General features: G+C 73.5%; 12 protein-coding genes. 3 read left to right on the forward strand and 9 right to left on the reverse strand.

Features of this window, described 5'->3' with window-relative positions; translation table 11 throughout:
* Window positions 1-23 precede the first annotated feature (23 nt).
* From ADK65_RS30885 to xylB, 5 genes are all read right to left on the reverse strand, one after another.
* Window positions 24-1202, reverse strand: a complete 1179-nt coding sequence (locus ADK65_RS30885; RefSeq protein ID WP_053674284.1) for a bifunctional class I SAM-dependent methyltransferase/NUDIX hydrolase — start codon at window positions 1200-1202, stop codon at window positions 24-26.
* 3 nt (window positions 1203-1205) lie between these two features.
* Window positions 1206-1604 (reverse strand): luciferase family protein, encoded by a 399-nt coding sequence (locus tag ADK65_RS30890; RefSeq protein ID WP_053674285.1) that lies wholly within the window; start codon window positions 1602-1604, stop codon window positions 1206-1208.
* A gap of 120 nt (window positions 1605-1724) precedes the next feature.
* A complete protein-coding gene (locus ADK65_RS30895) occupies window positions 1725-2324 on the reverse strand; it encodes an N-acetylmuramoyl-L-alanine amidase (RefSeq protein ID WP_053674286.1) in 600 nt (199 codons plus the stop codon).
* A gap of 224 nt (window positions 2325-2548) precedes the next feature.
* A complete protein-coding gene (locus tag ADK65_RS30900; RefSeq protein WP_053674287.1) occupies window positions 2549-3757 on the reverse strand; it encodes an ROK family transcriptional regulator in 1209 nt (402 codons plus the stop codon).
* A gap of 15 nt (window positions 3758-3772) precedes the next feature.
* Window positions 3773-5218 carry a xylulokinase gene (xylB, locus tag ADK65_RS30905; RefSeq protein ID WP_053674288.1) on the reverse strand — a complete coding sequence of 482 codons (1446 nt, stop codon included), beginning with the start codon at window positions 5216-5218 and terminating at the stop codon, window positions 3773-3775.
* 129 nt (window positions 5219-5347) lie between these two features.
* On the opposite strand from xylB, the gene xylA reads away from it, so the two are divergent.
* Window positions 5348-6514 (forward strand): xylose isomerase, encoded by a 1167-nt coding sequence (xylA, locus tag ADK65_RS30910; protein WP_053674289.1) that lies wholly within the window; start codon window positions 5348-5350, stop codon window positions 6512-6514.
* A 147-nt stretch (window positions 6515-6661) separates the two neighbouring features.
* Entirely contained in the window at window positions 6662-7024 is a 363-nt protein-coding gene (locus ADK65_RS30915) for a hypothetical protein (RefSeq protein WP_053674290.1), read from the forward strand.
* Window positions 7025-7068: 44 nt separating this feature from the next.
* Here ADK65_RS30915 and ADK65_RS30920 read toward each other — a convergent pair whose 3' ends face one another.
* From ADK65_RS30920 to ADK65_RS30930, 3 genes are read right to left on the reverse strand one after another with little or no spacing between them, the layout of a single operon-like run.
* Window positions 7069-7656: a GNAT family N-acetyltransferase gene (locus tag ADK65_RS30920; RefSeq protein ID WP_053674291.1), complete on the reverse strand. Its 588-nt coding sequence runs from the start codon at window positions 7654-7656 to the stop codon at window positions 7069-7071.
* On the reverse strand, window positions 7653-8927 hold the full coding sequence (locus tag ADK65_RS30925; protein ID WP_053674292.1) for an SWF or SNF family helicase: 1275 nt from the start codon (window positions 8925-8927) through the stop codon (window positions 7653-7655). Before ADK65_RS30925 ends, ADK65_RS30920 begins: the two co-directional genes overlap by 4 nt.
* Complete coding sequence (locus ADK65_RS30930; protein ID WP_053674293.1) at window positions 8924-11662, reverse strand: DEAD/DEAH box helicase; 2739 nt, start codon at window positions 11660-11662, stop codon at window positions 8924-8926. Before ADK65_RS30930 ends, ADK65_RS30925 begins: the two co-directional genes overlap by 4 nt.
* Before the next feature lie 362 nt (window positions 11663-12024).
* Here ADK65_RS30930 and ADK65_RS30935 point away from each other — a divergent pair, with 362 nt between their 5' ends.
* Complete coding sequence (locus ADK65_RS30935) at window positions 12025-12207, forward strand: hypothetical protein (protein WP_010040978.1); 183 nt, start codon at window positions 12025-12027, stop codon at window positions 12205-12207.
* A gap of 54 nt (window positions 12208-12261) precedes the next feature.
* Here the strand turns inward: ADK65_RS30935 and ADK65_RS30940 are convergent, their stop codons facing one another.
* Window positions 12262-13128 (reverse strand): hypothetical protein, encoded by an 867-nt coding sequence (locus ADK65_RS30940; protein ID WP_053674294.1) that lies wholly within the window; start codon window positions 13126-13128, stop codon window positions 12262-12264.
* Between the last annotated feature and the right edge of the window lie 27 nt (window positions 13129-13155).

A 13155-nucleotide genomic window follows, 5' to 3' on the forward strand; every position in this document is an offset into this window, starting at 1 on the left:
AAAAACGCACCCCTCCGGGTGCCTCAGCCGTCCCCCGTTCCGGTGCCGAACGGCGTGACATGCGCCGGCGTGTGATCGATCGGCAGCCCGGGCCGCCACAGGGTGAGGGCCTGCGCGCTGCACACGAACAGCTGATCCGGCAGCCGGTCCAGTGCGAACCACCGCCAGCTGCCCACGCTCTCCCCGGGCTGGTCCGACGGCTCACCCCGCCAGGCGGTGACCCGGGCGGCCACGGTCATACGGACGACACCTCCCGCGTCGTCCAGCAGCGTCCCGAGCAACCGGACGTTTTCGGGCCGCGCCGCGAGCCCCGTCTCCTCGCCGAGCTCGCGGACGACCGTCCCCTGCAACGACTCCCCGGGCTCCACCGTCCCGCCGGGCAGCTCCCACGTCCCGCGCCGGTGCCGGCCCAGAAGCAGCCCCCGTGGCCCGTACACGATGGCTCCCACGCCGATCGCGGCATGCGCGGGCGGTGGCCTGTCGACGCGTGGCCGGGATGAGACCCGGACGGGTCGGGTCACCCGGAAGAGCCGGTAGGAGGCACTGTTGCCGTCCTCCGGGGCGTCGAGGACATCGATCCCCTCCACACGCAACCCGTACTCGGTCAGCAGCGCCGTCCAGAGTTCCGGGGCGAGCACCCACATGTGGACGGTGACCTCACCGCCACCCGCGAGCCGCAGGGTCTCCGGCCGGGCCGAGACCCGGTCCGACGGCCCGTCACCCCGGCTGTTGGTGTGCAGCACCGTGAAGCAGAAGGTGCCACCCGGCTTGAGCGCTCCGGCGAGGGCGGGCAGCAGCCGGTGCGGATCCATGTACGGGACGGCGTTGACGGAGTAGACGACGTCGTACGGCTCGGCCGTGAGCAGGTGCTCCACCGCGTCGGCGAGGACCAGCCGCAGCCCGGGCAGTGAGTCGTAGCGGGCGCGGGCCCGCTCGTACTGCCCCGACGAGGCGTCGACCGCGTCCACCAGCGCCCCGTGGGCCCTTGCCAGATAAGCGGCGTGCCGGGCCGGACCGCAGCCGAGATCCAGCACCCGCCGGCCCGTCAACTCCCCGAGAACCTCGCTCCCGGGGCCGCCGCCCGCGAACCCCCAGTCGATCCTGGTCGCCTCGGGCAGCGCCGTGCCCCGACGCAGATGGTGTGCTCCGTACGCGTCCCACGCCTCGGCGTTGGCTGCCTCCGCCCCCGGTTCTCCCCCCAAGGCTCAGCCGCCCGCCACGGTGTCACGCGGCAGCACCGTGACCCGGTGGAAGTTGCACCCGGCGAGCCGCGGTCCGTCGTCATCGGCGGGCGGCGTCTGGTGGGCTTTCAGGGCGATGCTCATCAGACTCAGCAGCAGATCGACGTCGGCCTCGCAGTCGAGGTGGACCGTCACCCAGCACGATCCGGGCAGCAGGTGGATCGCGCTCGAACCGGCGAGATCGTAGTGGAAGCGCTGTATGGCCCGGCGGGTGAGGTGGAGGTCCACGTCCCGCGCGGAGTGGAAGTGGACGATCTCGTCACGGGCGGAACGAAGCGCCCTTCCGGTACCGCAACTCGCCGGGCCCGCCTTGAGGTCGGGCCAGGCCTGCAGGCGCTCCATGGCGCGCTGGGCCAGAGTCATGGCCCCATCGTCGCCTGCTCATCGCTCGGCAACCAGGGGTTGAGCGATTCGTAACCGGGACGTGAGGCGGGCGGCCGGGGGAACATCCGGCATTTCGGGCGGACTTGACGAGCCGGGCTCTCAGGCCGCCTTGACGAGTCTGAGGTAGTGCTTCCAGTCCCAGTGCCGGCCGGGGTCGGTGTGGTCGCTTCCCGGGACCTCGTGATGGCCGATGATGTGCGCGCGGTTCCTCGGGATGCCGTACCGTCGGCAGATCGCCGCGGTCAGCCGGGCCGAGCGCTCGTACATGACGTCGGTGAAGTATCCGGGCCGGTCGACCCAGCCTTCGTGCTCGATGCCGATGCTGCGGGTGTTGTAGTCCCAGTTTCCCGCGTGCCAGGCGATGTCGGACTCGCGCACGCACTGCGCGACCCGCCCGTCGGAGGAACGCACCACGTAGTGCGCGGACACCTTGTTGCCGGGGTTGCGGAAGACGGACAGGGTGCCGGAGTAGGTCGTCTGCGCCACGTGGATGATCACGTAGCGCAACGGATGGGCCCGTGGGCGGTGGGACGGCGTGTAGTTGCCGCGGCTCGCCGGTCGCCAGGCCGCTCCGGGGTGATCGACGACCCGGGGCCGGGCGTCGGCCCGGGAGCCGCAGAGCAGGGCGGAGGGGAGGGCGGCGAGGGCGGCGCCCGCGAGGATGCCCCGCCTGCTGGGGAGAAGGGTGGTCCGTGGCATGGGTGGGTGCCTTTCGGGCTCGACATGGGTGTCTCTTGCTCGACTGCACGGAGCTGCGGCCCTGGTGGGCGCGGCCCGCGTGATCAAGTTACGGCGCCCTGCGGCCGGCCCGGAGTGAGCGGCATGATTCGGTGGACGGGCCCCCGGTTGTGGACAACTCCCTCACCCGGTCGGGTGGTCGGTGCAGGCGGAGCTCTGTCTGCGACCGGCGGTGACGCGCCGTTTCAGGCCTGTCCCGCGAACGCCGCCGGGTCGTCCAGCACTGCCCGCACCACCGAATGAGCGGCCCCCAGCAGCGGCCCCTGAGGGCCCAGTCGCGACACGGACACGGGGCAGGCGGGACCTGCCGTCCGGCGCGCGAGTTCGTCCCGGAGCGAGGGCAGCAGCCAGGGCGCGAGCCCGGACAGTTCCCCGCCCAGGACCACGCTCTCCGGATCGAGCAGGTTGACCGCCCCGGTCAGGGCCACGCCCAGCGCCCTACCCGCGTCGTGGAGGGCACGGCGTACGTCCTCGTCTCCCTCGCCCGCGCGCCCGGCGAGCAGCCCGACCCGGTCCTCGCCGGGTTCCAGACCGGCCGCACGCAGCACGGCCTCCTCACCGGCGTACTGCTCCAGGCAGCCCCGCCCGCCGCAGGCGCACTCCGGCCCGTCCGGCCGGACCGGCACATGTCCCAACTCGCCCGCGAAACCACGCGTTCCGCGCAGCAGCACGCCGTCCACCACGACCGCCGCGCCGATACCGATCTCCGCCGAGACGTGCAGGAAGTCCCGAGGAGTGCCGTCACCCAGCCAGAGTTCGGCGAGGGCACCGAAGTTGGCCTCGTTGTCCACGGTGAGTGGGATGTCCGCGGGCAGCAGCGGGCCGAGGTCGATGTCGTGCCAGCCGAGGTTCGGGGCGCGCACGACCGTCCGGGCGTCGCGCCCCACCAGTCCCGGCACGGCCACGGCGAGTCCGGCCGGATACAAGCCCTCGCTCTCCGCTTCGACGACGACCTGCTGGATCAGGTCGGTGAGCTCCGCGAGCACGGGCTGAGCTGAGCGGCCGCGGTTCGCTCCCTGCCGTGTCACCCGCGACCGGGTCGTTCCCCGCAGGTCGACGGCGCAGACCGCGAGATGGTCGACGCCCACCTCCGCGCCGATGCCGGCCGGACCGCGTCCGCTGACGGCGAGCGCGGAACCGGGCCGTCCCACCCGGCCGGGCCGCTCGGGCCCCAGCTCTTCGAGGAGCCCCGAGCGGATGAGCTCGTCGACCAGCGTCGAGACCGCCGCCCGGGTCAGGCCGATCCGCGAGGCGACGGCGGCCCGGGACAGCGGCCCCTCGGCGCTGACGGTGTGCAGGACACGGGCGAGGTTGCGGCGGCGCATGCCCTGCTGGGTGTCGGGCAGTGCGCGTCCTGGTCCGGCGGGGCGGGCCTCGTGCAGCGGTGCGGTCATGCCTGACGCCAGTCCTCAGTGGGTGTCGGTGGGCCGCTCCAGCAGCGGAGCCGCGTCGGAGAGTACCCCGGCGATCCTGGCCAGCGTCTCCTCGTCCCGCTCGACGGCGTCGAGCACCGGCCCGGCCGCCGTGTCCCAGCGGCGCGCGACCGCCGCCGGGTCCTCCCCGGTGAGCAGCCCCGCCGCCTGGGCGGCGGCACCGAGCGCGACCAGTTCCCTGGCCTCGGGCACCTGCACGGGACGTCCGGACAGCCGCCGCACGGTCTGCTGCCAGGCGGTGCCCCGGGCGCCGCCGCCGATCAGCAGCAGCGGTTCCGAGGAGTCCGCGTCCCCGTCGAGGACCAGGTCGAGAGCCCCGAGCAGGGAGTGCACCGCACCGTCGTAGGCGGCCTGGAGCAGCTGGCCCGCGGTCGTGTCGTGGCGCAGGCCGTGCAGCAGGCCGGAGGCGTTCGGCAGGTTCGGGGTGCGCTCGCCGTCCAGGTAGGGCAGGAGCGTCACGGCCGTGCCGGGCTCGACGGCCTCGCGGTCCAGGCCCAGCAGCGTCGCGACGCGGTCCACGGCGAGCGTGCAGTTCAGGGTGCAGGCCAGGGGCAGCCAGTCGCCGCGGGCGTCGGCGAAACCCGCGACCGTGCCGCTGGGGTCGGCAGGCCGCCGCCGGGACACCGCGTACACCGTGCCCGAGGTGCCGAGGCTCATCACCGGCACGCCCGGCCGCACCCCGAGGCCGAGTGCGGCGGCGGCGTTGTCCCCGGTGCCGGGTGCGACCAGGGTGCCCCGGGAGAACGGCAGGTCATGGCCGTCGCGCACCGTACCCGCCACCTCGCCGGGCCGGACCACCCGCGGCAGCAGGGCCGGGTCGAGACCCACGTGCGCCAGGATCTCCTCGTCGTACGTCTCCGTCCCGGAGGCCCACCAGCCCGTCCCGGAGACGTCGCCGCGGTCGGTCGTGCCCTGCCCGGTGAGCCGCTCGGTGAGGTAGTCGTGGGGGAGGCGCACGGCCTTCGTGGCACGGACCGCCTCCGGCTCGTGCTCGGCCAGCCAGGCCCACTTCGTGACCGTGAACGACGCCGCGGGCACGCTTCCGGTGCGTTCGGCCCAGAACTTCGCTCCACCCAGCTCCTCCGTCAGCCGGCGGGCCTGGAGAGCCGAACGCACGTCGTTCCACAGCAGGGCGGGCCGCACCGGCTCGCCCCGGCCGTCCAGCGTGACGAGTCCGTGCTGCTGCCCGCCCACCGACACCGCGGCGGCCTCGTGCGCCGCCTCCCCGCACTGGCGCAGGGCCTCGCACAGTGCGTCCCACCACTGGCGCGGATCGCTCTCGCGCCCGGCTCCGGAGGAGACCGTGTGCGGCGCCTGGCCGCTCGCGACCACCCGGCCGGTGGATGCGTCGACGACCAGCGCCTTGGTGGACTGGGTGGACGAGTCCACACCGACGACGAGCGGACCCTCGGCTGCTGACATCGGCTTCTCCCTACTGCGCGCGGCACGTGACCCCGTTCGGAGGCACCTTGTCTCTTCCCAGAGAGATGCCCGCATACTAATTTGTAAATCGGCATGACGAAATAGCCTCAGCGAGCAAGGAGCCGCGGCATGAGCTTCCAGCCCACCCCCGAGGACAGGTTCACCTTCGGCCTGTGGACCGTCGGCTGGCAGGGACGGGATCCCTTCGGCGACGCCACGCGGCGGGCCCTGGACCCGGTCGAGACGGTGCAGCGCCTGGCCGAGCTGGGCGCGCACGGCGTCACCTTCCACGACGACGACCTGATCCCGTTCGGCTCGAGCGACACCGAGCGCGAGAACCACGTCAAGCGCTTCCGGCAGGCATTGGACGCCACGGGCATGAAGGTCCCGATGGCCACCACCAACCTCTTCACGCACCCCGTCTTCAAGGACGGCGCGTTCACCGCCAACGACCGCGACGTGCGCCGCTACGCCCTGCGCAAGACCATCCGCAACATCGACCTCGCCGTCGAGCTCGGCGCCCAGGTGTACGTGGCCTGGGGCGGCCGTGAGGGTGCCGAGTCCGGTGCCGCCAAGGACGTCCGCGCGGCCCTGGACCGGATGAAGGAGGCCTTCGACCTGCTCGGCGAGTACGTCACCTCGCAGGGCTACGACCTGCGTTTCGCGATCGAGCCCAAGCCGAACGAGCCGCGCGGCGACATCCTGCTGCCGACCGTCGGCCACGCCCTGGCCTTCATCGAGCGCCTGGAGCGTCCGGAGCTGTACGGCGTGAACCCCGAGGTCGGTCACGAGCAGATGGCCGGGCTGAACTTCCCGCACGGCATCGCCCAGGCCCTGTGGGCGGGCAAGCTGTTCCACATCGACCTCAACGGCCAGTCCGGCATCAAGTACGACCAGGACCTGCGCTTCGGCGCAGGCGACCTGCGGGCCGCGTTCTGGCTGGTCGACCTGCTGGAGTCGGCCGGCTACTCCGGCCCCCGCCACTTCGACTTCAAGCCGCCGCGGACCGAGGACCTCGACGGCGTGTGGGCCTCGGCGGCCGGCTGCATGCGCAACTACCTCATCCTCAAGGAGCGCGCCGCCGCCTTCCGCGCCGATCCGCAGGTGCAGGAGGCGCTGCGCGCGGCCCGTCTGGACGAGCTGGCCCAGCCCACCGCCGCGGACGGCCTGCAGGCGCTGCTCGCGGATCGCTCGGCGTTCGAGGCGTTCGACGTGGAGGCGGCCGCCGCGCGCGGCATGGCCTTCGAGCAGCTGGACCAGCTGGCGATGGACCATCTGCTGGGGGTACGCGGCTGAGCCACGCGCGCGAGGGCCCGTCGTCCGGTCACACCGGCCGGCCGACGGGCCCTGTCGTGCCGCGGAATCATGCGATCCACGCCATGAGTCCGCATCAGCTTCCGTGCGCCCCTCCCGGTCCGAGGGGTGCGCGGTGACTCTGTCCGTATGGCCCTGCCGCCCGTACCTCCGCATCCGCCCCGGCCTGCCCGGCGCCGGAATCCGCTGCTGATCCTGCTCGCCGTGCTCGCTGCCGTCGCAGCCGTGTCCCTCGTGGTGCTGATGGCATCGGGAAGGGACGACCCGCCGGACGAGAAGCCGTCCGGCGGGAGCACGAGCCGCACTCCCGCGCCGTCCTTCGGCATCCCGACCGAGCTGCCCAGCGAGTTGCCCACCGGGTTGCCCTCCGGGTTGCCGAGCGAGCTGCCCACCCGGCTTCCGTCGGGCTTCCCGACCCGGATCCCGAGCGAACTGCCGAGCGGCTTCGCATCGCTCCTGCCGGGTCTGGACGCCGGTGCGTCGGTGTCGTGAGGCCTGATCGCCGGTGCGTCGGTGCCGTGAGCTCCGGCACCGAGCTAGGGCACGGACGCCTGCGTGCCGGAGCCGGAGGCCTCCTCGTCAGCCGGGCCCGGGGAGACGAACACCACCATGTCCGTCTCCTCACCCGGCAGGGGTTCGGGCTCCCGCCACCCCGCCCGGCGGTATAAGGCCAGGGCCTGAGGGGCGCCGATCCAGGTCATCAGCCAGGCCCGGCCGCCCGGTGCGGCGGAGCTGAGAGCGGACAGCAACCGCCGCCCCAGGCCCGTACCGCGAGCCCGGGAGCGCACACCCAGTTCGTCGATCTCGAAGCAGCCGACGAGGAGCTCGCTCACCCGCTCGGCACCGAGCCGCCGGGTGACCTTTCCGTAGGCGCGGTCGGCACGGAAGGGCGCCCGGGTGGTCCAGCCGGTGGCGAATCCGTCCAGCCCTCCCTCCTCCGACAGCGCCAGCACCGCCCGGAATCCCGGACGGTGCACGTCCGTCTCCAGCCGCTCACGGAACTCCGCCCGCGTCTCCTCGAAGTCCCGGGGTTCCCAGGGCGGTGCCGTGAAGACCTCGGCGTACGCCTCGGTGAGTTCGTCCGCGACGGTGAGGACGTCTGGGCCGTACCACGTGAGTGTCACAGGGAGTTCCTCTCCGAGGGGGCGAGTTCTGCCGATGCCGGGGCGGCCGCGGAGGCCAGGGCCGTCGCCGGGTCCTGGGCGGCGCCTCCCGCGGGCTGCCAGCGGCCGCTCTCCTTGCGGTAGGGCCACCAGCGGCCGTCCCGGCCCAGGCGCAGTTGCACCGGCGCACCGGCGACCGTCCACCGGTTGCCCCGCCACCGGAGCTCCGGCCGTTCGGCGGTGTCCCAGGCCGAGTCCAGGGCGGCACGCGCGCGTGTGAGCGTTTCGCCCTCCACGCGCCACTCCTCGTCGAGGACGCGGAGTGCGGCGGCCCCGCCGTGACGCCAGGCGCGCACGGCCGTCGCCAGCCCCTCCCGTCCGCGTCCCGACCCTTCGGCGAGGCGGTCGTGTATCTCCCGGCAGGGGTCACCCGCGGCAAGCCGCACCGCGTCCTGCGCCGCCGTCAACTGTTCGTGGGAGGTGCCCCGGAGCGCCTCCGCGAGCAGGCGGTGGGCCCGCACGGCGGTTCGCGCGGCCAGGAACGCCAGCGCGGCCGGGTCGATGCCGGGGGCGGGGGGCGTCTCGGTGTCGAGGGCCGGTGGAAGCCCGGGTTCACCGGGGAGACCGGGCAAGTCGGGGAGCGGCGGCAGGATGTCACCGGCGGCGTACGCCTCGGCAGCGTCCACACCCTCCGGCCCGCGGGAGCCCGCCGAGCAGGCCCCGCTGCGGGCCTGCAGCTCCTCCAGCAGGGCGGCTTCGGAGCGCCCGCGCATCAGCAGCAGCACGAACGGGTCCTGGTCCAGCAAGCGCGCCACCTGGTAGCACAGCGCCGCCGTGTGCCCGCAGTGGTCCCAGGCACCGCAATCACATTGCGGTTCCAGATCGCCCAGGCCCGGGAGCAGGTCGACGCCCGCGTCCCCGGCGTCCTCGACCAGGTGCGGCGGCATCTCGCGGTCCAGCAGTGCCGCCACGTGACCGGCCCGCTCCGCCGCCATGTCCAGGAAGCGGTCCCACTGTCCTTGCGAAAGCTCCTCGAGCAGGACGTCGGCCCGGTGCGCCGTGCGGTCGCGGTCAAGGACGACGGCGGTGAGCCGCCCCGGACGAACCGACACCGCGCCCACCGCACCCGCGCGGGCGAGCCGACGTCCCGACTTGAGCTGCGCCGAGTCCAGTGCCGTGCCTTCGAGAGCCCGCAGCCAGGCCTGGCCCCACCAGGTCTGCGCGAAGCCCCGTCCGTGCGCGGGCGGCAGTGCGGCGAAGGTGCGTTCCGTGTCGTCCTCGTGCCGTGTCATCGCAGGCCTCCTCGCAGTTCGACCAGGTCCGCCAGTTCCGCGTCCGTCAGTTCCGTGAGCGCCGCCTCGCCGGCCCCGAGGACCGCGTCCGCCAGTTCCCGCTTGCGCAGCAGCAGCTCGGCGATGCGGTCCTCGATCGTCCCTTCCGCGATGATCCGGTGCACCTGCACGGGCCGGGTCTGGCCGATGCGGTACGCGCGGTCGGTGGCCTGCGCCTCGACGGCCGGATTCCACCAGCGGTCGTAGTGCACGACGTGCTCCGCGCGGGTGAGGTTCAGCCCGGTGCCCGCCGCCTTCAACGACAGCAGGAACACCGGTGTCTCGCCCTCCTGGAAGCGCCGCACCATGGCCTCGCGTTCGGCGACGGGTGCCCCTCCGTGCAGGAACAGCGAGGGTGTACCGCGGGCGGCGAGATGCCGTTGCAGCAGACGGGCCATCTGCACGTACTGGGTGAAAACCAGAACGCCCGCCTCCTCGGCGAGGATCGTGTCGAGCAGCTCGTCCAGCAGCTCCAGTTTCCCCGAGCGCCCGGCGATCACGGGGCGCTCCTCCTTGAGGTACTGCGCCGGATGGTTGCAGATCTGCTTGAGTCCGGTCAGCAGCTTCACGATCAGGCCCCGCCTGGCCATGCTGCCGGCGCCGGAGATCTCCGCGAGCGCCTCGCGCACCACGGCTTCGTACAGGGCCACCTGCTCCTGGGTGAGCGACACGGCGCGGTCCGTCTCGGTCTTCGGCGGCAGTTCGGGCGCGATGCCCGGGTCCGACTTGCGGCGACGCAGCAGGAACGGCCGTACGAGGCGGGCCAGCCGGTCGGCTGCGGCCGGGTCCTGGCCGCCCTCCACGGCCTCGGCATACCGTCGGCGGAAGGCGCCGAGCCGGCCCAGCAGTCCGGGAGTCGTCCAGTCGAGGATCGCCCACAGCTCCGACAGGTTGTTCTCCACCGGGGTGCCGGTGAGCGCCACGCGTGCGCGTGCGTCGATGGAACGCAGGTCGCGCGCGGTCGAGGAGTACGGGTTCTTCACGTGCTGGGCCTCGTCCGCCACGAGCAGGCCCCATGGCACCCCGGCGAGCCGGGACGCGTCCATGCGCATCGTGCCGTACGTGGTGAGCACGAACTCCCCGTCGGCCAGGTCGTCCAGGTCGCGCCGCGCCCCGTGGAAGCGCCGCACCGGTGTGCCGAGGGCGAACCGCTCGATCTCCCTCTGCCAGTTGCCCATCAGGGAGGTCGGGGAGACCACCAGGGTGGGCCCGGCGGACCGGGCGTCGGACTGCCGGTGCAGGTGGAGGGCGATCAGGGTGATCGTCTTGCCGAGTCCCATGTCGTCGGCGAGACAGCAGCCCAGGCCGAGCGACGTCATACTCGCGAGCCAGTTCAGACCCCGCCGCTGGTAGTCCCGCAGGGTGGCGGCGAGGGCGGCGGGCTGCTCCACGGACCGCTGCGCCTCGGGACTCGCCAGCCGCTCCCGCAGTTCCGCCAGCCATCCCGTGGGCCGCACCGCGACCCGGCGGCCCTCCACTTCCGTCCAGCCCGTCAGGGCCGCGCCCAGGGCGTCCACCGGCGTCACCTGGCGGTCCTGCCGGGAGCCGGCCCGCCGCGCCTCCTGAGGGTCGATCAGGACCCACCGGTCGCGCAGCCGCACCACGGGTCGCTTCGCCTCGGCCAGACGGTTCAGTTCCTCCCGGTCCAGTCGCCTGTCGCCCAGGGCGAAGGACCAGGTGAAGGCGAGCAGTGCGTCGGCCGACAGGAACGACGGCATGGCCGCGAGGGGCGCGCCGGACTCCCGTTCGCCGTCGGTCTCGCCGCCGTGGGGCCCCACTTCCGCGTGCGTGCTGAGCTCACGGGACAGTCCCTTGGGCCAGTGCACATCGACCCCGGCCGCCCTCAGCGCCCGCGCACCCGCCCCGAGAAGCTCGATGACCTCCTCGTCGGCGAGTTCGGCCGCGTCCGGCACGGCCGCCGACAACAGGGGCGTGAGCGGGGCCCAGGCCCGGGCCGCACGGCGCAGGGCGAGCAGCGCGTCCATCCGGGCGCGCGGGCCGAAGGCCTCGCCCGGGGCCCCGGCCCAGACGTCCGCGGCGTCCGCGACCAGCGCGGGATCACTGACGCTGTGCACCTGCAGCACGGCCCGGAAGGTCACGCCCGCGCCGTCGTCCGCCGCATCGGCCAGCCCGGCCGCCTCGATCCGCAGCGACAACCGGACGCCCGCGTCGTGGCCCGCGGCGATGTCGGCGGCCCAGGCGCGCTGCTCGGGCAACCGCACCGGTTCCGGCGAGGCGTAGGCGGGGCCGCCCGTCACCAGTGGTGCGGCGGGGGAGCGGGGCAGGGTGTCGGCGACCGCGTCGAGGAAGGCGCGCACGAGCTGCTCCGGGTCGGGCAGCCGCGGCGGCTGGGCGCCTTCGAGAGGCACGGCGTGCGCCTCGGGGGGCATCGCGGTGGCGAGGCGGCGCACGGCCTCGATGTCCTGGGCGCGCAGGGGACCCGTGCGCCAGGCGTCGTGGTCGCCCGCGGACAGCCCCGGCAACAGCAGCCCGCGGGCGACGAGGTGCAGGGCGTGCAGGGCCGCCGCGCCCCAGAAGACGGTGGACCGGTGCCCCTGCCCGCCGACACGCGCGCGCGTGAGGATCGGCAGGGCCGTGCGCACCGGCACCACGACGGCGGGCAGGCTCGTTTCCTCGACTCCGCCGTCATGAGGCACGGCGACCGCCAGGTCCGTGACGGACGCGGACGCCACCATCGGAAGGGGAGCGCCGTCGGGCCGCCAGAAGGCGACGCTACCGGTGCGTGCGGGATCGCCGGGCAGGAAAACGGAGTGGCAGAAGGGCAGTTCGGAGGTGTCGGACGAGGGTGCCGGGTGGTTCCGATGCTCGACTATGACGCAGTCCTCAAATTTGACTAGCGGGCGGGGAGTCGCCGAGGATACAGCACTTTCGGTGCACACGGGTATGGCTGTGCTGTGAGATGAGTCACTATAAGGGTCATAGGGGTGCGTCCGGGGCGCACCTCAGGGATGTCTCAGGGTCGCGGTCCGGAACCGCCGTGAGGGCGGGTCCGTTCTCGAGACAGAGAGCGGCAGCGGCCACGAAGGAGGCGACAGTCATGTCGAAGAACGCCAAGATCGCCGCGGGCGGTGTGGCGGTCGGGCTCATCCTGCTGATCTGGCTGCCCTGGTGGGCATCACTCCTGATCATCCTGGGCGTCCCGGCCGCCGCTTACCTCACACTCGACCCGTCGCAGCGGCGCAGGCTGCGCCGCGCCACCCGCAAGGAACTCGGCCGCTGAGGCTCGGCTCCACACGGCCCGGCCGGGCCCCGCGAGGAGCCCGGCGGTGTCGGCTCAGTTCGGCCGTACGGCCATCTTGTCCAGGGCCTCCAGGAGACTCGGCAGTTCCGGCCCCCTGCCCACCGGCAGGACCTCACCGGGCTCCTCGTCGAGCAGGACGAACGCGATGTCGTCGGTCCGGGCGACGAGCGACCAGCCCGGGCCGTCTGCGCGCAGGGTCCGGGCATCGCCCGGCGCGAAAGACGACCGGACCCGGCCCAGCGGCGGCGGCGAGTCGATGTAGGTGCGGGCCTCCGCGAGAACGCGCCGGATGCCGCTGTGGCCACCCACGCGCGTGTTCACCCCGCCATCCTCCGGACCGTCGGTCGCGCTGCCCCCGCCACCCTGCGCCTCAGGGGCCTCGGAATTCGGCGCCGGGAACTCCGCGTCGTCGACCTGCTCCCGCCATGTGGCCCACTGCAGCGCGATCTCGTCCGCGCCCAGGCGTCGCTGGGCGGGGCCCCAGACGCCGGTGTCCGGTGGGGTCAGCGGGGGCCGGTCGTCGGCCTCCGGACCCGGATCGTGCGGCGCGGGCACCCCGGGGGCCGCGACGGCGACGGCGAGGGGCCACCCGGGCAGGGCCGCGACGACCGTGCGCTCGTCGGGCGACAGCTCGTACTCCATGCCGCAGTCCCACGACGCGATCGCGACGGCCACCAGCGAGACGTCGTCGATGGCCACCGTCCACCGGGCGCCCTCGCCGTCCTGGCCGAGCACCAGCCCGTACCCGTCGGCGAGCGGCGCGAGACCGAGCGCCGCGCATGCCTCGGGATAGTCGTCGCCCAGCACGCTCGGGAACTTCGCCGGCGTCAGCAGCACCGCCGTGAGCACATAGAGCGCATCGTCCGCGGCGGCGACGGCTTCCTCGTCCGTCCCGGCCATCCCAGCCTCCCCATCGGTTCGTCCACC

This window comes from Streptomyces sp. NRRL B-1140, from assembly GCF_001280065.1.
In the GTDB taxonomy this organism is placed as follows: Bacteria; Actinomycetota; Actinomycetes; order Streptomycetales; family Streptomycetaceae; genus Streptomyces.

Coding starts and splice junctions, on each gene's coding strand:
- ADK65_RS30935 (WP_010040978.1), top strand. CDS start 12,025: ATGTCGAAGAACGCCAAGATCGCCGCGGGCGGTGTGGCGGTCGGGCTC.
- xylB (WP_053674288.1), bottom strand. CDS start 5,218: ATGTCAGCAGCCGAGGGTCCGCTCGTCGTCGGTGTGGACTCGTCCACC.
- xylA (WP_053674289.1), top strand. CDS start 5,348: ATGAGCTTCCAGCCCACCCCCGAGGACAGGTTCACCTTCGGCCTGTGG.
- ADK65_RS30915 (WP_053674290.1), top strand. CDS start 6,662: ATGGCCCTGCCGCCCGTACCTCCGCATCCGCCCCGGCCTGCCCGGCGC.
- ADK65_RS30930 (WP_053674293.1), bottom strand. CDS start 11,662: ATGGTGGCGTCCGCGTCCGTCACGGACCTGGCGGTCGCCGTGCCTCAT.
- ADK65_RS30895 (WP_053674286.1), bottom strand. CDS start 2,324: ATGCCACGGACCACCCTTCTCCCCAGCAGGCGGGGCATCCTCGCGGGC.
- ADK65_RS30925 (WP_053674292.1), bottom strand. CDS start 8,927: ATGACACGGCACGAGGACGACACGGAACGCACCTTCGCCGCACTGCCG.
- ADK65_RS30900 (WP_053674287.1), bottom strand. CDS start 3,757: ATGACCGCACCGCTGCACGAGGCCCGCCCCGCCGGACCAGGACGCGCA.
- ADK65_RS30890 (WP_053674285.1), bottom strand. CDS start 1,604: ATGACTCTGGCCCAGCGCGCCATGGAGCGCCTGCAGGCCTGGCCCGAC.
- ADK65_RS30940 (WP_053674294.1), bottom strand. CDS start 13,128: ATGGCCGGGACGGACGAGGAAGCCGTCGCCGCCGCGGACGATGCGCTC.